Source organism: Halocynthiibacter sp. C4, from assembly GCF_028823805.1.
Lineage (GTDB): Bacteria > Pseudomonadota > Alphaproteobacteria > Rhodobacterales > Rhodobacteraceae > Falsihalocynthiibacter > Falsihalocynthiibacter halioticoli.
Map to the genome: position 1 here is coordinate 1342634 of NZ_JAPEIE010000001.1, position 24257 is coordinate 1366890.

Genomic DNA, 24257 nt, shown 5'->3' on the forward strand with positions numbered 1-24257 from the left:
TTTTCACTGGAAACTCGGTCGCGGTATCCCCATACTCAGACTTAAGAAACGAGAACAGCCCGCCGCGCTGGCGTAAAGACAAGAAAAAGGTAACGAACAATGGCTGCCGATAAGCAAAACCTGCAAGATGCCTTCCTGAACAATGTCCGCAAGAGCAAAGTTCCGGTAACAATTTTCCTGATTAACGGCGTAAAACTACAGGGTGTTATCACTTGGTTTGATAATTTCTGTGTATTGCTGCGCCGCGATGGACAATCGCAATTGGTGTATAAACACGCGATTTCGACGATTATGCCATCCCAGCCGATCAGCCTCTATGAAGGTGAAGAATAGGCCCTAATGGGAGAAGAAACGCTTGACCAGGCGGTAACGCCGGTCTGGGTATTACACCCTGATTTCCGCAACGACCGCAATCGCCGCGACCCGGATTTTGCGCTCGAAGAAGCTGTGTCCTTGGCTTTGGCCATGCCTGGTGTCGATGTTGTCGGCTCTGATGTTGTTCCTGTGCCCAAGACCCGCGCTGGCTGGCTCTTTGGCAAGGGCAAGACCGAAGAATTAAAGCAGCTATTCAAAACGGTGAAGGTTGACCTTGTGTTGATCGACGGCCCCGTAACACCGGTTCAGCAGCGCAATCTTGAGAAAGAGTGGGGCGTTAAGGTTCTGGACCGCACAGGGCTAATCCTTGAAATTTTCTCGGACCGCGCGCGCACCCGAGAGGGTGTGCTTCAGGTCGAGATGGCCGCCCTTGCGTACCAACGAACGCGTCTGGTGCGGGCATGGACCCACCTTGAGCGCCAACGTGGCGGGCTTGGGTTTGTCGGTGGTCCCGGTGAGACCCAGATCGAGGCAGACCGCCGCGCGATCGACGAGCAGATGGTGCGCCTGCGCCGTCAGCTTGATAAGGTTGTCAAAACCCGCGCGTTGCATCGCAAAAGCCGCGCAAAGGTGCCGTTCCCCGTTGTGGCTCTGGTCGGCTATACCAACGCGGGGAAATCCACGCTTTTCAATCGCCTAACGGGCGCGGAAGTCTTTGCTAAGGATATGCTGTTTGCCACGCTCGATCCGACCATGCGTTCGGTTGAATTGCCTTCGGGAAAGCAGGTTATTCTCTCTGATACGGTTGGATTTATCTCCGAGCTTCCGACACAGCTTGTTGCCGCGTTCCGTGCCACACTCGAAGAGGTGTTGGACGCCGATCTAATCCTTCATGTACGGGATATTTCGTCGCCGCTGACCGAGGAGCAGGCTGATGATGTGCGCCAGATCATGAAAGATCTTGGTGTTCCCGAAGACGCGCCGCTCATTGAAGTTTGGAACAAGATCGACCAACTTGATGATAACGCGAAAGAGGGCTTTACCTCTAAGGCGGAGCGGGAAGAGAACGTTTTTGCAACCTCTGCCGTGACGGGTGAGGGGCTGGATGCGCTTCTTGAGGAAGTGTCAGACAAGCTCACAGATCCGAAAACCCGCCGCGAGATCACCTTGCCGTTTTCTGATGGACGAAAACGCGCGTGGTTGTTTCAAGAAGGGCTGGTCGAGAACGAAGTTCAGACCGAGGATGGCTTTGTTCTCTCTGTCTATTGGACTGCCAGACAGGAAAAGAACTTCCGCGAACTCTAAGCCAAGGCCGCGGATTGCGGCTTTGGCATCTGTTTGGGTTTTCTGCTTCGATTACTCTGCAGCCTGTGCTCGCAATACCGTGATGCCCACGCTACCCGCACGTGCGAGCTCGGGGTCGAGGCTCATCGGAATATACTCGCCGCGCCGCCACAACTCTCCCAGATCATCATAGAACCGCGACAGCGGGTGGCCTGATTGCCCTGTCGACATAATGAACACCGAAGAATCCGGATCCGCAAAATCATAGACCCCGCGATAGCCCGCACCGTGCACGTTCTGGAAGGGGTCAGGGCCGGTTCCGAGTGTGGTGCCGCGCATGAGGGTATTGTCGCCGCCCGAGGTGCTTTGGTGGATATTCACAAACCAGTTCAGCACCGGAATGGTGCCAAGCACCGCGTGATTGTGGGTTGCGATATGCGCGTCCCCCCACCGCAGAGATGCAAGATCTTTGTTGTACCGTTCCCGCAGCATAACCAAAGCCTCGTCAAGCGCGATGCGAGCGATGTCTGTGCAGTCTTCGGTCTGGGTTGATTGCACCACGTCGCACCATGCGCTTGCGCCGTCCACATCAAGGAAAACGCGGGCGAGGAAAACGGGGTTGATATGAGTGAACGACTCTTCGAGTGGCCCAAGCTCATCGCGGATCAGACGCGTTTGCAACGACCGCATCCACGCCGCATAGATCAACGGTTCAGGCAGGTGTTCATTCATCTCGCCATTCCAATCAGCCAACAAATCCAGCGCGATCTGGCGTTGGCGCTCTGGCGTGCCTTCCGGAGCGGTTGCGCCTTTAAACCAAAGGTCTTTGGCGATGAGCGGCAAGAGACGACGGGCGGTTGGGCTAACTGTATCAAGCTGGGCTTCCATGAAGCTTTCACGCGTGTGCACATCGCGGCTTTGCAATAGGCGCTCAAGCCGTTTCACGCGCTCTGTGTCGCCCCATAGGAAGCTCATGTGGTTGGGGAAGCGTCGGTCGATAACTTTGTCGTTGGTATTGGCCAGCAGACCCGAGTCCGGAGCGCGGTACTCAGGGTTAAGCCCATAGGACAGTCGCCCGTTCCAGCGGTTGTGCTCTATCCAACCAGGGGATGGAATACGGCCTTTTGTTTGATGACGGTAGCTGCGTTTGGGCAGGACGCCGAATGTTTTGAGCGCAATTTCATCCGCTGTGACCATCGTAATGTTGACCGAGCTTGAGATGTAATTTTCACCCGCCGCAATCGCCTCGTCGATTGTGGTGGCACGGTTGAGCGCGAGTAGGGCCGCAACCGACGTGTCACGCGGGGATAGTGCCGTCCAACTCAGAGAGGCCACATGCCCTGCGGGTGTGATTTTGCCAACGTCATAGTGACGTGCGGGAAGCACAGGGCCATTCTCTGTCCACCGCATGGTGAGCGTGCGCGGTTCACTGTCTTTGACCTTCACGATTGTTTGGCGAATTTCAAAGCGTTTGTAGCCGTCTGGAGTCAGGTATTCTTCGGGGTCGTCGGGGTTGAGTTTTTCGATGAACACATCCTGATCGTCGGCATAGGATGATGTCATCGCCCAGCCAAGGTGATCGCTCCGCCCGCTAAGAACTACGGGCGTTCCGGGGATGGTGCCGCCGATGATGCCGCCGTGTTCAAGTTCAATCCGCGCAAGATACCAGATCGACGGCGCTGCAAATTCAAGATGCGGGTCATTGGCAAGGAGTGTGCCGCCATTCGCAGATCGCGCGGGAGCAGCGGCCCAAGCGTTGGATGCGCCGGCCATTCCGCGCGCCTTAAAAGGCGAGAGGCGGGCCATATCCGCGGGGAGGTCACCATATTCCGCATAGCGCGGAAATACGGATTTCGGGAAAAGCGCTGCATAATCTGCCAGCTCGGTGATCGGCGCTTCTTCGTTATCCGGCATAATGTCGGCCAGCCGTTCAGGGGGAAGGGCGAGCGTTGCTCTGGCGCGGAGGACCTCGTTCTCCATATGTGCCGAGAGTTGCATCGCCATCAGCTTGCCGATGGCCAGAGAATCCGCCGGTGTCCAAGGCGCGAGTGTATTGGGGAATAGGAACAGTTCTGGTGCGCCACGACCGCGTGCGCCCGTGTTGACCTCTTCCAGCCATGCGTTCACACCGGCGGCATAGGCCTCAAGAATTTCGATGGTTTTGGCATCTTGATGCCGCACAGAGCGTTTTGCCAGATCATAAAGGTCAAGGCGGCGCATGATGTCATCAAGCGGCAGTGCCCGTTCGCCAAAAACTTCTGACAAACGCCCCTCTGCGGTGCGGCGCATAATGACCATCTGCCAAAGACGATCTTGTGCATGGGCAAATCCGAGCCCGAAATACACGTCTTCGTCGGTTGGGCCGAAAATATGCGGGACATTCGCGTTATCACGCACGATTTCCACATCACCTGTTAGGCCGGCGATATCAAATTCTGCCGAATACTCCGGAAGCGACCGGCTCGCCAAATAATAGACGCCGATAATCGCCAAAATGCCGAGGCCAAGAATAGAAACAAATACGCGGAACAGCCATTTGAATAGGGTTGACATCGAGGCTCCTGCTTGACGGCGATAATGTATACACTACTGTGCGAGGCGAATTGGCCCGTGAGGGTGAACCGACACTTACGCGATAATGCGAAGGGAGAAAAGACATGGCGAAAATAACATTTTTGGGCCTCGGAGTTATGGGGTATCCGATGGCGGGGCACCTTGCGGCGAAGGGCCATGAGGTAACAGTCTATAACCGTACATTCGCCAAGGCTGAAAAGTGGGTCAGCGAACATGGTGGCGCCTGTGCCAAAACACCTGCAGAAGCCAGCGAAGGCGCTGATTTCGTTATGTCTTGTGTCGGAAACGACGATGATTTGCGTTCGGTTTGCACGGGTGAGAACGGAGCGTTCTCAACCATGAAAAAGGGTGCAATTTTTGTGGATCACACGACCGTTTCGGCAGCTGTAACGCGCGAGCTTTATGCGGTTGCGAAGGACGCAGGACTTGGGTTTGTTGATGCGCCTGTCTCAGGTGGGCAAGCAGGAGCGGAAAACGGTGTTTTGTCGGTAATGTGTGGCGGCGATCAGGCCGACTTTGACGCCGCAGAACCAATGATCGCAGCCTATGCCAAAGTGTGCCGCCGGTTGGGCGAGAATGGCGCGGGGCAGCTTACCAAAATGGTGAACCAGATTTGCATTGCCGGTCTTGTTCAAGGGCTCTCTGAGGGGCTTCATTTTGCAGAGAAAGCCGGCCTTGACGGTGAGGCGGTCATCGAAACAATTTCGGCTGGAGCAGCAGGAAGCTGGCAGATGGAGAACCGCTACAAAACCATGCTCGCTGATGAGTTCGATCACGGCTTTGCTGTCGATTGGATGCGCAAAGACCTTGGGATTTGCCTTAAGACAGCAGATGAGAATGGCGCGAGCCTGCCTGTAACGGCGCTTGTTGATCAGTTCTATAAAGATGTTCAAAAAATCGGCGGCAACCGCTGGGATACATCAAGTTTGATCAAGCGCCTGCGCCATATGGGCTAAGGGATACCTAGTCATTACAAACGAAAACGGGGCGCATAGACGCCCCGTTTTTTCATGGATAACCCGTGTCGCGTTATTACGGAATAATACGCGAGTATTTTGTGCCCTCGAGCGATGCGCCCGCGAGGAAACCAGCCTGCCCAAAGATTGCGGCAATCACAGGAGCTGTCGCTGTTGTTGTTGCAACGTTGAGGTTTCCGCCTTTGTCGTTCAGCGCATATTCGAGGTCTGCGCCCGCGGCCCAACCGCTGGAATGACGGAAGTCCATGAGGGCTTGCTCGGTCATAAAGAACAACACATGTGCGTATTGTTGAGCGCCGATTTGAAAGCCGACTGTTGCTTCGGTTGCGGAATAATAATCAACCGTGACATTGTTGATGCGCAGTGCGCCACGCCCATAAGAGCCGCCCACGCCGAAGCCCGCTTTGGTAACGACAGGCATAATAAGCATACCCGCAGATTTATCACGCAGGTCAGTTGTGCCGGGGTAGGTGCTGTATAGGAAATTCAGTGTCGCATCTACGCGTGCGTCAATGTCCTGCGCGCCTGTGCTGCCCAATCCGTTGCTGCATGCTGTTGTGCCAAGCGCCGCTGCGGCGCCCACACTCACGAGAAACCCTCGTCGGGATAATGTATTGAAATTATCTGTGCTCATGTCTTTTCCTCTTGCCTGTGCCGGATGCTTTGATCCGTGCCTCGTTCTTCGGGATTTGCCCGTTATTGCCCCCAATTATAGGGGAAACTCTTGTCTATGTCATTATATGTTGTGCCTGACTGGCAGATTCAAACGGGCGGATTTTCGCCAGTTTATTCGTTTTCTTTCAGCAGTTTTGCTGCCCGCGGCGCGAAATAGGTAAGGATGCCGTCGCAACCGGCGCGTTTGAAGGCCATAAGGCTTTCCATCATGACCTTGTCGCCGTCGAGCCATCCGTTCGCCACGGCCGCTTCGATCATCGCGTATTCGCCAGACACTTGATAGGCAAACGTCGGCACGCCGAATGAGTCTTTGACGCGGCGACAGATATCAAGATACGGCATCCCCGGCTTGACCATCACCATATCCGCACCCTCTGCCAAGTCGCGTTCCACGAGGCGCAGTGCTTCGTCGCCATTCGCTGGGTCCATTTGATAGGTATTCTTGTCACCCTTTAGGCCGCCGCTTGCGCCAACGGCGTCACGGAACGGGCCATAGAAGCTACTGGAATATTTGGCGGAATAAGACATGATTGCCACGTCCCTGTGCCCAGCGCCTTCAAGGGCGTCGCGGATTGCACCAATGCGTCCGTCCATCATATCGGACGGGCCGAGGATATCCGCACCCGCTTCAGCCTGTGCGAGCCCCATTTTCACAAGGGCCGCAACCGTTTCGTCGTTTACAATTTTGCCGTCCACAACATAACCGTCGTGGCCGTTGATATTGTAAGGGTCGAGCGCGATGTCGGTCATAACCGCGATATCGGGAACGCGTGCCTTAATTGCGCGGATCGCTTGGTTGGTGAGGTTGTCGGGGTTCCATGCCTCCGCACAATCCTCTGTTTTCAACTCCTGTGCGGTGTAGGGAAAGAGACAGATCGCCGAAATACCAAGGCCGGCGGCCATTTCCGCAGCCTCGACAACGAGATCAACCGAGAGCCGTTCAACACCAGGCATGCTTGGGATCGGCTGGCGGATGTTTTCGCCCGCCACGAGGAACACGGGCCAAATCATATCTTGAGCGGAAAGACTGTTTTCGCGCACCAAACCACGAACAGCGGGCGTACTGCGCAAGCGGCGCAGGCGAGTCTTGGGGAAAGGAGCAACAGTTTTGCGCATTTTGATACCTCGGATCAGTGATGTCCTTGGGTGCCATGGATTTTCCCGCGCCTCAAGGGTAGGAATTGCCTCAGGCACAGGATAGATTTGCCAAAAGCGCCGATTTACGAGTTAGGGATACGCAGTTGGACTGGTACGACATGATTTTCGAGCTCATCGATATGCGCTCGTTCTCTAACTTCTGGTATTGGATCGGTTTGGCGGTTCTTTGGTCTTCGGCGGCGCATCGGGTGATGGGGGTTCCGTTTGATTCGATCCAGCGCGCCAAGCGAAACGGCGGGCAGGCGATGATCGACCTCGAAGACCTGGCGCGGATCAATATCAACCGCATCCTCTATATCTCGGGCGTGTCCGGCCTCTGGTTGCTCGGCTTCACGAGTTTCTTGCTCACCACGCTTGTCATCATGGGGTTTGTCTATCACGTAGAGTTTGCGCAAGCGGTATTCCTGATGGCATTTCCCATGTCTATCCTTGGGCTTATGTCGATCTCGACAGCCAAGAAGATTCAGGAAAACGGCATGACGGGGTTGGTTCTTTGCAAGCAACTCATGCGGCATCGCCTCTATACGCAATTCCTTGGGATGGTATCTATATTTGTCACCGCGGTTTGGGGCATGTATCAGAACCTCAGTATCAGCGCACTTGGCTAGGACACCTGCGGTTTTCCCGCGCGTTCTCGCCACTTGATCCAGACGGAGAAGCTCTTGTCACAACAGGCTCAAACTCTCACCCAAAGCGGTGCGCCCGAAGGCTATGACGCGCAGCTATTGCTCGCGGAAATGGAAAAACAGGGCGGCGCGGTTATTCATATTGCGCGTGACGCTAAGCGCATGGCGGCGATGAAGGCCGCTCTTGGGTTCTTTGCGCCTGATACAGCCGTACTTGAGTTTCCGGGGTGGGATTGTTTGCCCTATGATCGTGTTTCGCCCAATGCCGACACGGCAGCGGCGCGGATGGCGGTCTTGGCGGGGCTGGTGCATGGGGCTCCGAAACGGTTTGTATTGCTGACTACGCTGGCCGCCGCGACGCAACGTGTTCCGGCGCGGGATGTCCTGAAAACCTCTGCTTTCTCGGCGCGTGTTGGCGAACGGGTAAACGAAGCCGAACTGCGGGCCTTCCTTGTGCGTATGGGCTTTAGCCAGACCGCGACCGTAACGGAACCGGGCGACTATGCGGTACGCGGTGGGATTATTGATATCTTCCCACCAGGCGATACCGGCCCCGTGCGGCTTGATTTCTTCGGTGATACGCTCGATGGGTTACGCCGTTTTGATCCAGTGAGCCAGCGCACGACAGACACACTGAATTCGCTTGAACTTGCGCCGGTATCTGAAGTCATTCTTGACGAATCTGCAATTACACGGTTCCGCCAGAACTACCGCGCGGAATTCGGTGCGGCTGGAACAGATGACCCGCTCTATGAAGCTGTAAGCGCAGGACGAAAGCATCAGGGTGTTGAGCATTGGTTGCCGCTGTTCTACCCGAAACTTGAAACTTTGTTTGATTACCTCCCCACGGCGTCTGTGGTGTTGGACGATCAGGTTACGCCCGCTCGGACCGCGCGTTGGGAAGGGATTGCCGATCAATACGAAACGCGGCGGCTGGCGATGTCGGCGCGGGGCGGTAAAGACAAGCTGCGGATGGACACGGTTTACAAGCCTTGTCCTCCTGAAATGCTGTATCTTGATGACAGTGCTTGGAACGCAGCGACTGCTGCGCATCGTGTGGTGAGCTGGTCGGTCTTGCCCCAGAGTACAGGGCTTGGCGTTGTTGATGCTGGCGGACGTGTCGGGCGGAACTTCAGCCCCGAGCGGCAGCAAGACAATGTGAACCTGTTTGAGGCCCTCGGAAATCACATCCGCGACCGTCGCAAGCATGATCAAGTCATCATTGCCAGCTATTCCGAAGGTGCGCGCGAGCGTCTTGCCGGATTGATCGAAGATGAGGGCGTTGAGGGCGCAACTCCGATCAAGAGTTTTCAGGATGTTCCTGATGGCCACGGCGGTGTATTTCTCGCAGTTTGGCCGCTTGAGCACGGGTTCGTTGCGGATGGGCTAACGGTCATTGCCGAGCAGGATGTGCTTGGCGATCGCCTCATCCGGAGCGTTAAGCGCAAGAAGCGGGCTGAAAACTTCCTGACAGAAACCCAGAGCCTCACGGCAGGGGACCTTGTGGTGCATGTGGATCACGGGGTCGGGCGGTTTGTCGGGCTTGAAACAATTACCGCCATGGGCGCCCCCCATGAATGTTTGTTGTTGGAATATGCGGGCGGTGATCGGCTTTATCTTCCTGTCGAGAACATCGAGCTTCTAAGCCGCTTTGGCCATGACGAAGGAATGCTCGATAAACTTGGTGGCGGTGCGTGGCAGGCCAAGAAAGCCAAGCTCAAGGAACGCATCCGCGCCGTTGCCGATAAGCTCATCCGTATTGCCGCCGAACGCGCGTTGCGTCGTGCACCAATCATGGCGCCGCCAGAGGGCATGTGGGAAGCCTTTTGCGCGCGCTTCCCTTACGCCGAAACCGAGGATCAGCTTGCCGCGATTGATGACACAATCGCCGATATGGAAAGCGGCCATCCGATGGATCGGCTTATTTGTGGCGATGTTGGGTTTGGCAAAACGGAGGTTGCCATGCGCGCCGCCTTTGTTGCGGCAATGTCCGGCGTTCAGGTCGCGGTTATTGCGCCAACGACCTTACTTGCGCGGCAACACTATAAGAGCTTTTCCGAACGGTTCCGCGGATTTCCAATCGAAGTTCGGCAGTTGAGCCGATTTGTCGGGAGCAAAGAGGCGCATGACACCCGCGAGGCCATAAAGCGTGGAACGGCCGATATTGTGGTCGGCACTCATGCGCTGTTAGCCAAGAATATTCGCTTCCAGAACCTCGGCCTATTGGTCATCGACGAGGAGCAGCGCTTTGGCGTTACTCATAAAGAGCGCCTCAAAGAGATGCGCTCTGATATTCACGTGCTGACCCTGACAGCAACGCCAATTCCGCGCACATTGCAGATGAGCCTTTCTGGAGTGCGTGATCTTTCGATTATCGGGACGCCACCCGTCGATCGCCTCGCCATCCACACCTATGTCAGCGAGTTTGACAGCGTTACTTTGCGCGAGGCGTTGCTGCGCGAACACTATCGTGGTGGGCAGAGTTTCTATGTGGTGCCACGGATCAAGGATTTGCCCGAAGTCGAGGAATTCCTGCGCGATCAGGTTCCTGAAGTGAGCTTTATCACCGCCCATGGCCAAATGGCGGCGGGCGAGCTTGATGATCGCATGAATGCTTTCTACGACGGGAAATATGATGTGCTTGTTGCGACAACCATTGTGGAAAGCGGCTTGGATATTCCGGCGGCGAACACAATGATCGTGCATCGCGCAGATATGTTTGGGTTGGCGCAGCTTTACCAAATTCGGGGTCGTGTGGGCCGAAGCAAGACCCGCGCCTATGCTTATATGACAACGAAACCACGCACGCCGCTTACGCCAACTGCGGAGAAACGGCTTCGGGTGCTCGGCAGCCTCGATAGCCTTGGTGCCGGTTTCACGCTGGCGAGCCAAGATCTTGATATTCGCGGGGCAGGAAACCTTTTGGGAGAGGCGCAATCGGGCCACGTTCGCGAAGTTGGGTATGAGTTGTATCAATCCATGCTCGAAGAGGCGATTGCCAAGATCAAATCGGGCGAGGGCGAGGGGCTTTCGGATGACGGCGATCAGTGGGCGCCTCAGATCAACCTCGGTGTTCCGGTGCTTATCCCCGAAGATTATGTGCCAGACCTTGATGTGCGCCTCGGCCTCTATCGTCGTTTGTCGGGCCTCACCACGAAGGTCGAACTAGAAGGCTTTGCTGCGGAGTTGATTGACCGCTTCGGTAAATTGCCGCGCGAAGTGAATTCATTGATGCTCGTTGTGCGGATCAAGGCCATGTGCAAACGCGCCGGAATTGCCAAGCTCGATGCAGGGCCAAAGGGCGGTACGATCCAGTTCCACAATGACAAATTCGCTTCCCCTCAGGGGTTGGTGGAATTCATCACGGATCAAAAAGGCAAAGCCAAGGTGCGCGACAACAAGATCGTTGTGCAGCGCGATTGGGCCAACGAAAAAGACAAGATCAAAGGCGCATTCCAAATCGCCAAAGACTTGGCCGAGAAGTTGATTGCTGAAGAAAAACGCACCAAAAAAGCGCGCGCCGCCAAAGGGTAACGCGCGCTTGGTTTCCTGAACTTAGGCCTGTTTTCTGGGCTTAAGTTGTGTTCCCAGCGGATCATCCACGGGGCGGGGCCCGAGATAAATCATCAGCGCCACGCTGGTGATAACACAGCAGAATACCGTGACCGCAAGTGCGCGCGGCGTGCCGTCAAACATTTGTGTTGCAGGGATACCGATAAACCCGGCCGCAACAGTGGAAACACCCGCGACAATCGACGAGGTGATCCCCGCGATGTGGCCCATTGGCTCGAGCGCGAGGGTTGTGAGGTTGCCCATCAGGAAGCCGAGGATAAGGAAGCAAGACGCTGTCCATAGGAAGTAGAGCCAGAAAGGCAGCGTTGCTGTAAACACGATGAACAGCACGACGGAGGTGAATGCCAGTTGCGCGAGAAGGGCGCGCATAATCATTTTGCGCATCCCCAAATGCACAACGAATTTTGCGTTCAATACATTTGAGGTCGAGCTGATGAGCGCAATCAGGAAGAACCAGCGCGGGAAGCTTTCGGCTTTGTCATAGGTCATCTCGAAAATCGGTTGCACAGAAGAGATACAGGAAAACAGAAAGCCCATCACCAGTGTTTGCACAGCCATAGAAATGACCACGATCCGGTTGCTCATCATCTCTTTGATGGCGCTGAAATAGGTTCCGAACCCGAGTTTGCGCGTGTTTTCAGGTGTGAGTGTTTCCGGCTGGCGCAGGGCCATCCATGTCCCGACTGTAAGTGCAAATAGTGCGAACACCGCAAAGAGCGAGCGCCACCCCAGACCCTCAATCACGAACTGGCCGACAAGCGGCGCAACAGCAGGGACCAGCATAAAGACCGTCATGGCGATCGACATGATCTTTGCCATTTGCGGGCCTTCGAATTGGTCACGTACCAGCGCGAGTGTCGCGACGCGCGGCCCCGCAACGCCGAAGCCCTGAAGCAAGCGCGCCAGAAGCAGCACTTCGAGAGACGCGGAAAAATAGGCCATGATCGAGCCGGCAAAATAGATCCCGATGCCACCAAGGATCACTGGCCGCCGCCCGAATGCATCGCTTAACGCGCCCGTCAGGAATGTGCCTATGCCCATGCCGATTACAAAGATAATCACCACAAACATGATGCGGTTTGGCGCTTCGGGTGTCAGGTCTTGGCCCATGGTGGGCAGACCAGGCAACATCGCGTCAATCGAGAAGGCGATCATCGCGAAAAGCATAGCAATAAGGCAGACGAATTCCCATTGCGGGAGACGTTTAGTCGGCATGTCAGGAGCTTTCATAGCGGACGGAAAGTGTCCGCCGCCCAATGTGCCGGTTTGGCGCTGATTGTCCAGAGCTCCACGAAAAAATTCTCGTGTTGGCAAAAAGCGGCTTAGTTTTTGGTGCTGGCTTCGGCTTCGGCAGTGAGCTGCTCGTTGATTTCCGAGATAACTTTTGCCCAAGTTTCAGGGGGTTGCGCACCGGGAACGGCGTGTTGCTGGGCAACGATAAAGCAGGGAACGCCCGATACGCCCATCTTGCGGCTGTGGGCGTCGCGTTCGCGGATGTCTTCGATATCCTGATCGCCCTCAAGCAAACGGCGCACCACGGCAGCGTCCATTCCAACACCGTCGGCAATATCGGCCAATACATCTATGTCGCTAATATCGCGTCCGTCGACGAAATACGCGCCAAATAGAGCGGCAACCACAGGTGTCTGTTTGCCTTCAAGCCCAGCCCAATGGATCAGGCGGTGGGCGTTGATCGTGCTGGGAGTGGTTTTGATCAGGTCGAGATTGATCTCAAGCCCTGCGGCCTCGGCGGCTTCGACAACGGGCGCATACGCGGTCAGCGCGCCTTCTTTGCCGCCGAATTTCGTTTCAAGATATTCGCGACGATCCATGCCGCCTTCGGGCATGTCAGGGTTGAGCTGGAACGGGTGCCATTCGATTGTGAACGGATGGTCCGGATTGGCCTCAAGCGCTTTGTCGAGGTTGGCTTTGCCGATATAGCACCACGGGCAGATCGGGTCGGAGATGATATCAAGACGGACCATAACAGGCTCCTCGGGTATGAATTCTTGCGCAGTCGGGCTGCGCGGGGTTGGGCAACCCCTAACAGAGCTTTGTCGCTAAAGTAAACGCGGATTGGCCGAAGTCGTTGTGCATTGCGTGTAAATTCGCCGTGAGTACCTGAGTGTTCTGGTGTGTGTCTGCGCGGGTTTGCACGTGTGTATCTTGCTCGCATGGCGTGACCACTCTATAGGAAGGGCAAGAGAGGGACGGCATGAGCGACAAACAGACCAGCATAATCCGCATTGCCCGCGAAAGCGGCGCGGAAACCCATGTAGAGCCGCTGAACCTCGGCGAACGCGTGCGCGACCTGCGCAAATCACGAAACTGGACTCTGGAACAGGCCGCGAAGCAGGCGGGGCTTGCGCGCTCGACTTTGTCTAAAATTGAGAACGGGCAAATGTCTCCCACCTATGAGGCGCTAAAGAAGCTGGCCGAGGGTTTGGAGATTTCGGTGCCGCAATTGTTCACCGCGCCGAGCAAAGCGCAAGTGAACGGCCGTATCGCCGTGACAAAGTTTGGTGAGGGGGAAGCACATGCCACCGCGACTTATGAACATGAGTTGCTTGCTGGTGCGCTGACCAAGAAACAGATGCTGCCGTATCGCGCCACCGTGCGCGCGCGGGACGTGAGCGAGTTCAATGGCTGGGTGCGCCATGACGGCGAAGAATTCCTCTATGTGCTGACCGGCGTGGTGCAGCTTTATACAGAGTTTTATGAACCCGTAGAGTTGCGTCGCGGAGACAGCGCCTACTACGACGCCTCTATGGGGCATAATGTTGTGTCGACATCGGCGGAGGACGCGATGATCCTCTGGGTGACATCGCTAACCTGAGGCGGTTTTATCAGTATTTTCCAGAAAAAAGGCGCCCCGAAACCGGAGCGCCATTTGTTTTCTTCTTCACCTAAAGAGGTGCTGTTATGAGGCTGCGGCCTTAAAGAGCGGCGTCAACCGCACGCGCGCCTGACGAGATGTCTTGGCCAATCCCATCAACAGTTGCACAAGCGGAAAGTGCCAGCAACGCGGCGCAAACAGCAGCAATTTTCATCTTTATTCCTCCATCCACCAGACGTCTGGTTGGTACATGATCCAATCGCCGTAAATCGGCACGTGCTCTGGATATTTCAAACGACTGTCGTGAGCAATACGGGCGATGTTGGAATAGCTGAAGGGTATGACATATCGGCCAGATGTCAGGATACGATCAAGCGCGCGAACGGCGGCGACAAAATCATCCTGGCTCGGCGCGTTGAGCATGGCGTCGATCATTGCTTCGGCGGCTGGAACGTCCATGCCCATCCAGTTGCGCGAGCCTGGTGTTTCGACACCTTCGCTGCCCCAGTAATTATACTGTTCGTTGCCCGGCGAAAGCGACAGACCGCGGCGGTAATAGGCCATGTCGAAATCATAGATCTGTGTACGCTCCTTAAGCTCGGCGGAATCCACACGGCTTAGGGTGGCGTCAATGCCGAGCGGCTGTAAGGCTTCGACATAGAGGTTTCCAATCCGCTCATTGGATTTGTCGCCGGCGTTTATGACAATCTCGAATTGGAATGGCTCTCCGGCGGCATTTTGCATTTTACCGTCTTTGATCTCCCATCCGGCTTCCTTGAACAATCCCAATGCTTTTCGAACGTTCTTGCGATTGGCAAGACTGCCGTCTGAAACGGGCAGGGTGTAGCCCTCGATCGTGCCAGGTAAGAGATCATCAGCGTAGGGTTCAAGCAACTCCGCTACCTTGCCCTCGGCAGGACCATCTTTCATGCCCAATGGGGAGTTATCAAAATAGGAGGTGATGCGGGGTAGGGTGCCGCCAGACACCGTATCGTTGATCGCCTCGAAGTTGAACAGCGTGATCAGCGCCTCGCGAACGCGCCAGTCTTTGAATTGGTCGCGGCGCGTGTTCATCACAAAGCCGGTAATGCCAGTTGGGCGTTGGTGGGCGATTTCAGATTTCACGAATTTGCCGGAGGTGATGGCGGGGAAGTCATAGTTTTCTTCCCACTTCGCGGCATTGGTTTCGCGGAAGCTGGTGAGGATACCAGCCTTGAATGCTTCAAACATCACCGACCCGTCGAGATAAAACTCCATGCGGATTTCATCGAGGTTGGCGCGGCCCTTATTCACAGGAAGGTCTTTGCCCCAGTAATCAGGGTTCCGTACCAGCGAGACATATTTACCCGGTTCAAAGTCACCGACCTGATAGGGGGCGGTTGTGATCGGGATGATGTCAAAGCCGCCTTGATTGAATTCTTTGCCGTCCCACTGCGCTTTCTTCAGGATTGGACGCATGCCCATGATCAGGGCAAGTTCGCGGTCCGGTTCCTTGAAGGTAAAGCGGACTGTGCGCTCATCTATGGCTTCGGCTTTTTCGACCTTGGACCATGCGCCAAGATACCGAGGATGGCCAACACCAGCCGTGCCGAGAGTCTCGTATGACCAGATCACATCCTCGACCGTGACGGGGCTTCCGTCGGCGAATCGTGCTTCGGGCCGAAGGGTGAATTGAACCCAATCGCGCTCTTCCGACGTCTCTACCGATTCGGCAAGGAGGCCATAAAGCGTGAAAGGCTCGTCCCAAGAGCGCGCCATCAAGCTCTCGTAAGCATAAAACCGAAGCATCCAAGGAACGCGTGATTTCGCGATATGTGGATTGAGGCTGTCAAAGCTCCCGCCTTCGCCCAGAACGATTTTTCCGCCTTTGGGAGCGTTAGCGTTCACATAGGGCAGAGACACAAAATCATGTGGTAGTGCGGGTTCTCCATACATAGAGATGCCATGCTTTGGCTCTGCATTTGCGAATCCCGTGGCGAAAACCAGTGAAATCGCCCCCATGAACCGGCCTGCTGTTTGGAATAAATCTAGTCTCATTATGGCAACAATCCCTCTCTGCCCTTTTTTATATGAGGCTCAGCCTACGCATGCTTTCTAGGTTTTTCAAACTTTTAGCTTGGAAGGTGGCGAGGATTTGCGTATAAAGAGGTTACTGCTCGATAGGTTTCTTGCCTGTATGAAACCTGCCTCAATAACTTAACGCCAGCTTCGTGCTGGCGTTTTTTTTGTCCGGCAGTATAGCATTTCCTCTCAAATGCTCTGCCTTCATCTCCGCGTCAAATTTCCCGTTGCCGAAGTTTTCGTTGCTGTGCATTGTGCAGATGCAGAAAACCTCTGCGTTATCGTATTTCACACACCGAGGAGCCGCCCATGTCGCTTGCTGGAAAAACCGCCGTTATCACCGGATCAAACTCGGGCATTGGCCTTGGTGTTGCGATCGAGTTGGCGCGGTCGGGAGCGGATGTTGTTCTTAACTCTTTTACTGACCGCGACGAGGACCATGCGATCGCGGCTAAGATTGCGGAAGATCACGGCGTGAACGCGCGCTATATTGCAGCGGATATGTCAAGCGCCACAGATTGCCGTGCATTGATCGAGAAGGCAGGGCGCTGCGATATTCTGGTGAACAACGCCGGCATTCAGCATGTCGAGGCGATTGACAAATTCCCGATAGAAAAGTGGGACGCGATTATCGCGATTAATCTAAGCTCGGTATTTCACACAACAGCAGCAGCTTTGCCGATGATGCGTGAAGCGGGCTGGGGGCGTGTGGTGAACATTGCTTCTGCGCATGGATTGACGGCCTCGCCTTTCAAAGGTGCTTATGTCGCGGCAAAGCACGGTGTGGTCGGGTTTACCAAAACCACTGCACTCGAAACCGCAGAGGAGCCGATTACTTGTAATGCAATTTGCCCAGGATATGTTTTGACGCCACTCATTGAGGCGCAGATCCCAGATCAGATGGCAGCGCATAATATGGACCGCGATACCGTCGTGCGCGAAGTGATGCTCGAGCGTCAGCCTAGCCGTGAATTCGCGACGGTAGAACAGCTCGGCGGCACCGCAGTATTCCTGTGTAGTGACGCAGCCGCGCAGATTACTGGCACAACCATAAGTGTTGATGGTGGATGGACGGCGCTTTGATCGCGCGGCGCTTCCTTTTTACTGATTAACTTTGAGAATTGAAGAAAAGGGCGCGCTTAGGCGTCCTTTTTTGGTGCCTCATCGTTATCGCTTCCGGCAACGGGCGGCGCGATGAGAGAATGCTCTTTCACGGCGTTCTCGGCGTCTTTCTTGCTTGGATAGACAAGCCCCGCCGAAATAACCAGTTTTGCGGCGTCCTCGACCGACATCTCGAGTTCGATCACGTCCACTTGCGGCACAAAGAGCAAGAAGCCGGAAGTTGGGTTTGGCGTGGTGGGCAAGAACACCGAGACGATCTTCTGATCATTCAGAATGCGGCTGTTGATTTCGCCCTTGGCGTCAGTCGAGATAAAGCCGATGGCCCAAATACCTTTGCGCGGATATTCGATCAGACAGGCTCGATCAAAGCTTTGATCCGTCTGGGCGAACACGGTCTCCGCGATTTGTTTCAGACCGTTATAGATCGATCTCACAACAGGCGTGCGATCGACCAGATTTTCGGCCCAATGAATAAATGTGCGCCCGATCAACCCCTTGGCCAACCAGCCAACCAGAACCGCGAAAATCAGGAATATGATGAGCCCGACACCGCGAAGATCAATCCCGATGTATTGCTTCGGGCGGTACTCCATTGGAACAAAGGGAAGAACCCAACCGTCGATCCACCCGACAACGGTCCAGATCAACCAGAGCGTCACCGCAATGGGGGCAATCACAACAAGCCCTGTTAGGAAGTTTGCCCGTAGTCCGGCAAAGAACCCGCGCCGTTTGGGCTTTGGGTTAAGATCATCCTGAAGGTTGTGCATTGGTCTTCCCGAGTTGGTTACAAAGTAGGAGCTTTGGTGGGCCGCTACAATGTGGGCGTGGCAGTCCTTTGGCTTATTTTGCCTGTTTGCGCATTTCGCAAGCGATTTCAGCCGCCAAACGTGCGTTATTAAGCACTAGTGCGATATTTGCCGTAAGCGAACGACCTTCCGTCAGTTCGAAAATCCGTTGTAGCAGGAAGGGCGTGACGCCTTTGGCGGCGATGCCTTGCGCATCGGCCTCTTCCAAGGCTTGCGCAATCACGGGAGCCAAAACATCCGCGGGGATTTCGTCATTTGCCGGAATGGGGTTGGCAACGAGTTGTCCGCCCTTGAGGCCAATCGCGGTGCGGGTGATCTGGGCGCAAGCGATTTCTGCGGCTGTATCCATACGCAGAGGCGCGGTCATATCGGATGTGCGCGACCAGAACGCAGGGAGCGTGTCTTGGCCATAGGCAATGACGGGAACACCCAGCGTTTCCAAAACCTCGAAGGTTTTTGGCAGGTCAAGGATGGCCTTCGCGCCCGCCGCCACGACTGTCATAGCAGTTTCGGAGAGTTCGCGGAGGTCGGCGGAGATGTCGAAGCTCTCTTCCGCTCCTTTGTGAACGCCGCCGATGCCGCCTGTCGCAAAAACGGTGATGCCCGCAAGATGCGCCGCGATCATCGTCGCTGCAACGGTTGTTGCGCCATAGCCGCCACGAGCCAAAACCACGGCCATATCGGCGCGGCTAACCTTGGCAACGTCTTTGGCTTGAGCCAACTCCTGAAGCTCATCCGCCGTTAGGCCGATGTGGATGCGCCCGTTCATCACGGCGATTGTGGCCGGTGTTGCGCCGTTTTCGCGAATGGTTGCTTCGACCATCTCTGCGGTTTCGACATTTTGCGGATAAGGCATGCCGTGGGTGATGATCGTGCTTTCCAGAGCGACGATTGGTGTGCCAGCATCGCGGGCTTTGGCGACTTCGGGAGAGAAGGCGAGGGGGAGGGTCATTGGGCGGTTTCTCCTGAAACATAGAGTGCAGCGGCTTTTAGTGCGGCGGTTAGGGCGTCTGGTCGTGGTGACTTGCGCAATTCCTGCACCATATGGGCCGCCATGAAGGTATCGCCCGCACCGGTAACGCGCGTCACAAGGACTTGCGGTGGTGTGGCGGTATGAACGGTGTCGGCTGTGGCGTCGGCGGCGAGATTACCTCCATCGGTAACCAGCGCACGTGCCGCACCGCGTTCACAAAGTGTGCGGGCTGCCGTTTCGGCGCTGTCAAATTCACGATGGCAAAGCAGGCCTGCTTCCTCAAGGTTCACGTAAAGCGTGGCGTGAGCATGGTTCAGCAGCGGCAAAAGGCGTTCGGCCTTGCCCGGGCTAGCTGGCGCAACGCGTAAATCAGCGGCAGCAAAGAGCGGGTCGGCGGAGATTTCCTCAAGCAGGCTTCGCGTGAGGTTGCCGTCCAATGCGATTGTGCCGTCGTAGGGTGTTGATGCACTGCCGAGGCGGCCATCTCTGAGCGGGCGCAGGATTTTGTCTCCAGCAGCTTCAAGACTATGGGCGTCGGCAATCGCGGCGATGAGGCCGTTCGCGCCTTCAACAGCCATATAGCGGTCTGTTGGCAGGTCAGCGGAATGATAGACGAAATCGGTGTTGATCCCGAGGCTTCGGGCGGCGGCCAGAAGCTCTTCGCCCTCGGCATCCCGACCAACCGCCGTAAGTACGGCTGGCGCTTCGCCGAAACGTGTTAGCGTCATGGCGATGTTCATCGCAACACCGCCGGGCAAACGCGTGATGCGGCCCGGTACATCAGAGCCAACACGCATCGAGTGGTTCGCGCGGCCGATCACGTCCCAGAGGACGCTGCCAATGGCGAGGATTTGGGGTAGGGGAGCGGTTTCTTGTGTCATAGGGCTTTGTCGCGATTTGAAGCGGAGGGAGCAAGCGAATTTACATGCGTTTGTCAGGAGAGGCGCTGTTTCTCTGTGTTTTTCGTCGCAATTTACGTTGCGGCTGGCGTAAAGTCGGCTGAGATTTTGGGAATTGAAAGGAACGGATTGTGTTCAGCGGGTTTTCTCCGGAGCTTTTTGAGTTCTTGCGCGAGCTGGAGCAGAACAACTCTAAAGATTGGTTCGACGCGAACCGCGAAATCTACGAGACCCACTATAAACAAGCTGCGCAAGACTTCATTGCGGCGATTTCTCCAAAGATGGCTGCGCTTCAGCCGCCACTGCAGGCCATTCCCAAGGTCAACGGATCACTGCGGCGGATCAATCGGGATATTCGTTTTTCAAAAGACAAAACACCTTATCACACGAACATGCATTTGGTCTTTTGGGCCGGAGATCACCCGAACCGCTCTGCCGGGATGCATTTCGTATTAAAAGCCAATGGGCTCGGGTTTGGTGCAGGGTATTTCGGCATGGTTCCCGTTGTCTTGGCGCGTTATCGCAAAGCGGTTTGTGATGATGACACGCGCCAGAACCTTGAAGCGGCGCTTGCAACCGCTGCTGAGGTGGGAAGCAAGCTAGAGCCACCAAGCCTTGCGCGGGTACCTCGTGGACTGGCCGCATATGGGCCAGAAGCCGAGTTTCTCAAACATAAGGCATTCGTCGCACGTACCTTTGATGATGTACCTTATGGCGCATGGATCAAAGATGGCGACGAGACGATTGCGCAGTTCATGGCGCTGACCAAGGCGCATATGCCCTTGATCTCGTGGCTCGCGGATCTGGACGGGCCGGAAAACGGCTCTGCTCCGGATGTGCCGCGATAGCACTAGCCGCGAACGGGATAGCGGTCCGGCTCCTCGAATACATCAATTGCCTCGGTTCCGGCCTTGATTTCGCCGCCATGGGATACGCCGCTTGGAATGTTATATGTGTCACCCGGGCGGTAAGTTTTGGTGTCTTCGCCAATGGTCAAGGTTGCTTCACCCTTAATGATGGTGCCCCACTGCCCTTTATGCGCGTGCATCGGCAGTGAGAAATCTTCGTGAAAGGTAAAGAACACAACCAGGCCCGCATCCGAGCGGATTGCCTTGCACGTCACCACATCTGTGGAAAACGGAACATCAAGATCAGGGAAGCTTTGAACAAACTCGGGAAATAGCATAGAGACTCCAAACTAGGGCGCAAAATGGCGCGAACTCTGTTGGGATAGCATGAATTTGCGCGATTGCGCGGTTTTCCTGCGGGATGTGCTTGCCAAGCCCGAAAACCTCATGTAAACGCGCGGCACTTCACAGGCGAAGCTAGGGCCAAACGGGGAGACATCCCGCTAGGTCCACCGGTTGGGCATATGCCCTCAATGGTTTCGCTCAGGATAAACCGGAAAGGATATAAAGCATGGCGCTTCCTGATTTTACCATGCGGCAGCTTCTTGAAGCTGGCGTTCACTTTGGTCACCAAACTCCCCGCTGGAACCCACGGATGGCTCCGTACATCTATGGTTCGCGTAACGGCATCCATATTCTCGACCTGACGCAAACTGTTCCTATGCTGGACCAGGCGCTTCAAGTTGTTCGTGATACAACTGCTAAAGGTGGCCGCGTTCTTTTTGTTGGCACAAAGCGTCAGGCACAAAAGCCAATCGCTGAAGCTGCAGAGAAATCCGCGCAATACTACATGAACCACCGTTGGCTCGGCGGCACACTGACGAACTGGAAAACCGTTTCCAACTCGATCAACCGCTTGAAGTCCTATGACGAGAAGCTCGAGACAGGCGCAGAAGGCCTGACTAAGAAAGAGCGCCTCGGCATGGAGCGTCAGCAAGAGAAACTGCAAGCCAGCCTCGGCGGTATCCGCGAAATGGGTGGTGTTCCTGATCTTCTGTTCGTCATCGACGTAAACAAAGAGCAGCTTGCTATCGCTGAAGCTAACAAGCTTGGCATTCCTGTTGTTGCGGTTGTTGATACAAACTGCTCGCCTGACGGTGTTGACTATGTCATCCCGGGCAACGACGACGCGTCCCGCGCGATCGCACTCTACACAGACCTCGTTGCTCGCGCAGCTCTCGACGGTATGACAGCACAGCTCGGTGCAGCTGGTGTTGACCTCGGCGAGATGGAAGAAGCGCCTGTTGAGGAAGCTGTTGCCGAGGCTTAAGCCCGGATCGACAGGTATCTGATCTCAGGGCGCGTGGGTAACTCCGCGCGCCCGACCACTTACAAGATTATTGATGAGGAGAGCCGATATGGCGATCACTGCTGCAATGGTAAAAGAGCTGCGCGATTCAACAGGCGCAGGCATGATGGATGCAAAAAAAGCGCTGACAGAAAGCGCCGGCGACATGGAAGCCGCCGTTGATTGGCTGCGCACAAAGGGTCTTGCAAAGGCCGCCAAAAAATCCGGTCGTACTGCTGCTGAAGGCCTCGTTGCTGTTTCCGTAAAAGACGGCAAAGGTGTTGCTGTTGAAGTTAACTCCGAAACAGACTTCGTTGCGAAGAACGCTGAGTTCCAAACAATGGTTGGTAACATCGCAGAAGCTGCGCACAACGTTGCCTCTGTTGAAGAGCTTCTCAAAGCCGAAATCGATGGCAAGTCTGTTGCTGACATCGTGACTGACAAAGTTGCGACAATCGGCGAGAACATGACTGTACGCCGCATGGCCGATATCGAAGGCGATGTTGTTGCATCTTATGTTCACAATGCTGCGGCTGACGGCATGGGCAACATCGGTGTTCTCGTTGCGCTGAAGGGTGGCGACGAAGCTCTCGGCAAACAGATCGCAATGCACGTTGCCGCTGCGAACCCACAGGCGCTTTCCGAAGAGTCGCTGGACCCAGCTGTTGTTGAAAAAGAGCGTAACGTTCAGATCGAGATCGCCCGTGAATCCGGCAAGCCGGAGCAGGTTATCGAAAAGATGATCGTTGGCCGCATGAAAAAGTTCCTCGCAGAAGTTACGCTTCTTGGTCAGGACTTCGTCATCAACCCTGACGTCACTGTTGGCCAAGCGGCTAAAGACGCAGGTGCGGAGATCGTTGGTTTTGTTCGCCTCGCCGTTGGTGAAGGTATCGAAAAAGCCGAAGAAGATTTCGCTGCTGAAGTCATGAAAACCGCAAAAGCCTAAGGTCTTCTGATTTTCTAGAAAAAAGCGTCGCGCCGGTCATTCGGCGCGGCGTTTTTCTTTGTTCAATGCATTTTGGGGTACCTTGATACCGAATCACTTTGGGCAAACGTCTCGTAGTGAATTAAGTGAACTATCTTAAGTTGAGAGAATGAGTAGGGCGCAAAACACGCGTTCTCGAGTTGTATGAAATCGCGGCTACTCTAAGTCCCGAAAAATGAAAAACAGCACAGGTTTGGGCAAAAACCTGTGCTGTTTCAATGCTTTAGTTGGCTGATGGGGATGTGCCAATGCAGCAAATCCACCTCGAGGAAGGTGGGCTCGTAGAGCGGCGTAAGGTTGCTTAAAGAAGCCGACCATCCCTGTAATTGCAGGGTGGCCGTCCCTAATGCTCCTGGCTGTAATAGCCGTCACTCACGGAACATCCCATTAATTGCGCGAAATTGACTGTGACGAAAGTAGGGAAAACCATACCTTTTGCCAATACAGGCCTATTTAGGACTTGTTCACGTATATTTGATTCTGAAGAGATGCTTTCAGAACGGCTTGTGTTGTCGTTTCGACGTCTAACGCCTGTCTGGCAAGGCGCAAATGCTTCTCAACTGTCGCTGGAGTAAGGCCGACGATCGTTGCAATGTCTTGTGCCGTTTTACCTTCGCCAACCCATTCCAATACCTCTCTTTGACGCTTGGTTAATCGTGCGCGGCCATAGCTGTGCGGCATGCTTATGACGCGGAAATGGAAGATATTGCTAAACAGGCTGATCTCGCGACCATGGCGCTCCCAGATCTCGTCGACTTCATCCTGTGTTAGGCCTACGGCAGCGATTAGAGATTGCGCTGCGCGCTCGCGGGTAAGTTGGCATCGAAATGCGATCGTATAGCCGGCTGTGACAGCCGCATTGTTGCAGAATTCAATGACTTCAATTTCTTCAGGTGTTAGCTTCTCTGGGTCGTGCCGAACCGCACCCCAGCTACACGCACCAACGTTGGAATTTGCCCATTTTGCCATAGGAGCACGTAAGTAATAGCCTTCATACATAAAGGGCAGGGTGAACGAGTCTGGAAGATTGCTCAGAAACATAATGTCTTCTGGAGCGCCGACAAATTCTTCGGTCCAAAACCGTGTAAACCCGTAGATCACGCGATCAAAGCCATACTCTGCCATCTTAGCGGTATGCAGCTTCCAGATGTCATCGGTGCAATGCGTGTTAACGAGGGCTTCGATATGGCTGATCAT

The 24257-nt window shown here is 55.1% G+C and carries 22 protein-coding genes; 10 read left to right on the forward strand and 12 right to left on the reverse strand.

All coding sequences use genetic code 11. The annotated features are described in order from the left end of the window. The first annotated feature begins 99 nt into the window (after positions 1-99). Together hfq and hflX are read left to right on the forward strand one after the other, a co-directional pair. Positions 100-333 (forward strand): RNA chaperone Hfq, encoded by a 234-nt coding sequence (hfq, locus tag OU789_RS06520; protein ID WP_263953199.1) that lies wholly within the window; start codon positions 100-102, stop codon positions 331-333. A gap of 6 nt (positions 334-339) precedes the next feature. Next, entirely contained in the window at positions 340-1620 is a 1281-nt protein-coding gene (gene hflX / locus OU789_RS06525) for a GTPase HflX (protein ID WP_263953198.1), read from the forward strand. Between the two features lie 51 nt (positions 1621-1671). On the opposite strand, the gene OU789_RS06530 is transcribed toward hflX, so the two are convergent. Continuing rightward, positions 1672-4152, reverse strand: coding sequence for a penicillin acylase family protein (locus OU789_RS06530; protein WP_274654276.1), 2481 nt, complete (start codon positions 4150-4152; stop codon positions 1672-1674). A gap of 104 nt (positions 4153-4256) precedes the next feature. On the opposite strand from OU789_RS06530, the gene OU789_RS06535 reads away from it, so the two are divergent. Continuing rightward, complete coding sequence (locus tag OU789_RS06535) at positions 4257-5129, forward strand: NAD(P)-dependent oxidoreductase (protein ID WP_274654277.1); 873 nt, start codon at positions 4257-4259, stop codon at positions 5127-5129. 76 nt (positions 5130-5205) lie between these two features. Here OU789_RS06535 and OU789_RS06540 read toward each other — a convergent pair whose 3' ends face one another. Together OU789_RS06540 and hemB are read right to left on the reverse strand one after the other, a co-directional pair. Beyond that, complete coding sequence (locus OU789_RS06540) at positions 5206-5784, reverse strand: lipid-binding SYLF domain-containing protein (RefSeq protein ID WP_274654279.1); 579 nt, start codon at positions 5782-5784, stop codon at positions 5206-5208. Positions 5785-5936: 152 nt separating this feature from the next. Next, positions 5937-6941 (reverse strand): porphobilinogen synthase, encoded by a 1005-nt coding sequence (gene hemB / locus OU789_RS06545; RefSeq protein WP_274654281.1) that lies wholly within the window; start codon positions 6939-6941, stop codon positions 5937-5939. A 125-nt stretch (positions 6942-7066) separates the two neighbouring features. Between hemB and OU789_RS06550 the strand changes: the two genes are divergently transcribed. Next, positions 7067-7591 carry a component of SufBCD complex gene (locus OU789_RS06550; RefSeq protein WP_274654283.1) on the forward strand — a complete coding sequence of 175 codons (525 nt, stop codon included), beginning with the start codon at positions 7067-7069 and terminating at the stop codon, positions 7589-7591. Positions 7592-7645: 54 nt separating this feature from the next. Next, positions 7646-11143, forward strand: a complete 3498-nt coding sequence (mfd, locus tag OU789_RS06555; RefSeq protein WP_274654285.1) for a transcription-repair coupling factor — start codon at positions 7646-7648, stop codon at positions 11141-11143. Between the two features lie 21 nt (positions 11144-11164). Here the strand turns inward: mfd and OU789_RS06560 are convergent, their stop codons facing one another. Continuing rightward, a complete protein-coding gene (locus tag OU789_RS06560; RefSeq protein ID WP_274654287.1) occupies positions 11165-12397 on the reverse strand; it encodes a multidrug effflux MFS transporter in 1233 nt (410 codons plus the stop codon). Between the two features lie 107 nt (positions 12398-12504). Then, positions 12505-13167: a DsbA family oxidoreductase gene (locus tag OU789_RS06565; RefSeq protein ID WP_274654289.1), complete on the reverse strand. Its 663-nt coding sequence runs from the start codon at positions 13165-13167 to the stop codon at positions 12505-12507. Positions 13168-13397: 230 nt separating this feature from the next. Here OU789_RS06565 and OU789_RS06570 point away from each other — a divergent pair, with 230 nt between their 5' ends. Further along, on the forward strand, positions 13398-14018 hold the full coding sequence (locus tag OU789_RS06570) for a helix-turn-helix domain-containing protein (protein ID WP_274654291.1): 621 nt from the start codon (positions 13398-13400) through the stop codon (positions 14016-14018). Positions 14019-14118: 100 nt separating this feature from the next. On the opposite strand, the gene OU789_RS06575 is transcribed toward OU789_RS06570, so the two are convergent. Both OU789_RS06575 and OU789_RS06580 read right to left on the reverse strand, forming a co-directional pair. Continuing rightward, positions 14119-14232, reverse strand: a complete 114-nt coding sequence (locus OU789_RS06575; protein ID WP_263953188.1) for an entericidin EcnA/B family protein — start codon at positions 14230-14232, stop codon at positions 14119-14121. A 2-nt stretch (positions 14233-14234) separates the two neighbouring features. Then, the gene (locus tag OU789_RS06580) at positions 14235-16055 is read right to left on the reverse strand and encodes an extracellular solute-binding protein (RefSeq protein ID WP_274654294.1); all 1821 of its coding nucleotides are present in this window, start codon (positions 16053-16055) and stop codon (positions 14235-14237) included. Positions 16056-16388: 333 nt separating this feature from the next. Here OU789_RS06580 and OU789_RS06585 point away from each other — a divergent pair, with 333 nt between their 5' ends. Further along, positions 16389-17162, forward strand: a complete 774-nt coding sequence (locus tag OU789_RS06585; RefSeq protein ID WP_274654296.1) for a 3-hydroxybutyrate dehydrogenase — start codon at positions 16389-16391, stop codon at positions 17160-17162. Between the two features lie 56 nt (positions 17163-17218). On the opposite strand, the gene OU789_RS06590 is transcribed toward OU789_RS06585, so the two are convergent. The 3 genes from OU789_RS06590 to OU789_RS06600 all read right to left on the reverse strand — a co-directional run bounded on the left by OU789_RS06590 (position 17219) and on the right by OU789_RS06600 (position 19861). Next, positions 17219-17968, reverse strand: a complete 750-nt coding sequence (locus tag OU789_RS06590) for a DUF502 domain-containing protein (RefSeq protein ID WP_274654298.1) — start codon at positions 17966-17968, stop codon at positions 17219-17221. A gap of 73 nt (positions 17969-18041) precedes the next feature. Next, positions 18042-18959, reverse strand: a complete 918-nt coding sequence (locus OU789_RS06595; RefSeq protein ID WP_274654300.1) for a pseudouridine-5'-phosphate glycosidase — start codon at positions 18957-18959, stop codon at positions 18042-18044. Next, positions 18956-19861, reverse strand: coding sequence for a PfkB family carbohydrate kinase (locus OU789_RS06600; RefSeq protein ID WP_274654302.1), 906 nt, complete (start codon positions 19859-19861; stop codon positions 18956-18958). The genes OU789_RS06595 and OU789_RS06600 overlap by 4 nt, the downstream gene beginning before the upstream one ends. Before the next feature lie 149 nt (positions 19862-20010). Here OU789_RS06600 and OU789_RS06605 point away from each other — a divergent pair, with 149 nt between their 5' ends. Then, positions 20011-20727, forward strand: coding sequence for a DUF2461 domain-containing protein (locus tag OU789_RS06605; RefSeq protein ID WP_274654304.1), 717 nt, complete (start codon positions 20011-20013; stop codon positions 20725-20727). Between the two features lie 2 nt (positions 20728-20729). On the opposite strand, the gene OU789_RS06610 is transcribed toward OU789_RS06605, so the two are convergent. Then, positions 20730-21065: a cupin domain-containing protein gene (locus tag OU789_RS06610; RefSeq protein ID WP_274654306.1), complete on the reverse strand. Its 336-nt coding sequence runs from the start codon at positions 21063-21065 to the stop codon at positions 20730-20732. A 233-nt stretch (positions 21066-21298) separates the two neighbouring features. Here OU789_RS06610 and rpsB point away from each other — a divergent pair, with 233 nt between their 5' ends. Both rpsB and tsf read left to right on the forward strand, forming a co-directional pair. Then, entirely contained in the window at positions 21299-22057 is a 759-nt protein-coding gene (gene rpsB, locus OU789_RS06615; protein WP_263953180.1) for a 30S ribosomal protein S2, read from the forward strand. 88 nt (positions 22058-22145) lie between these two features. Then, positions 22146-23021 carry a translation elongation factor Ts gene (gene tsf, locus OU789_RS06620; protein WP_263953179.1) on the forward strand — a complete coding sequence of 292 codons (876 nt, stop codon included), beginning with the start codon at positions 22146-22148 and terminating at the stop codon, positions 23019-23021. Between the two features lie 492 nt (positions 23022-23513). Here the strand turns inward: tsf and OU789_RS06625 are convergent, their stop codons facing one another. Then, on the reverse strand, positions 23514-24257 hold the full coding sequence (locus tag OU789_RS06625) for a helix-turn-helix transcriptional regulator (RefSeq protein ID WP_274654309.1): 744 nt from the start codon (positions 24255-24257) through the stop codon (positions 23514-23516).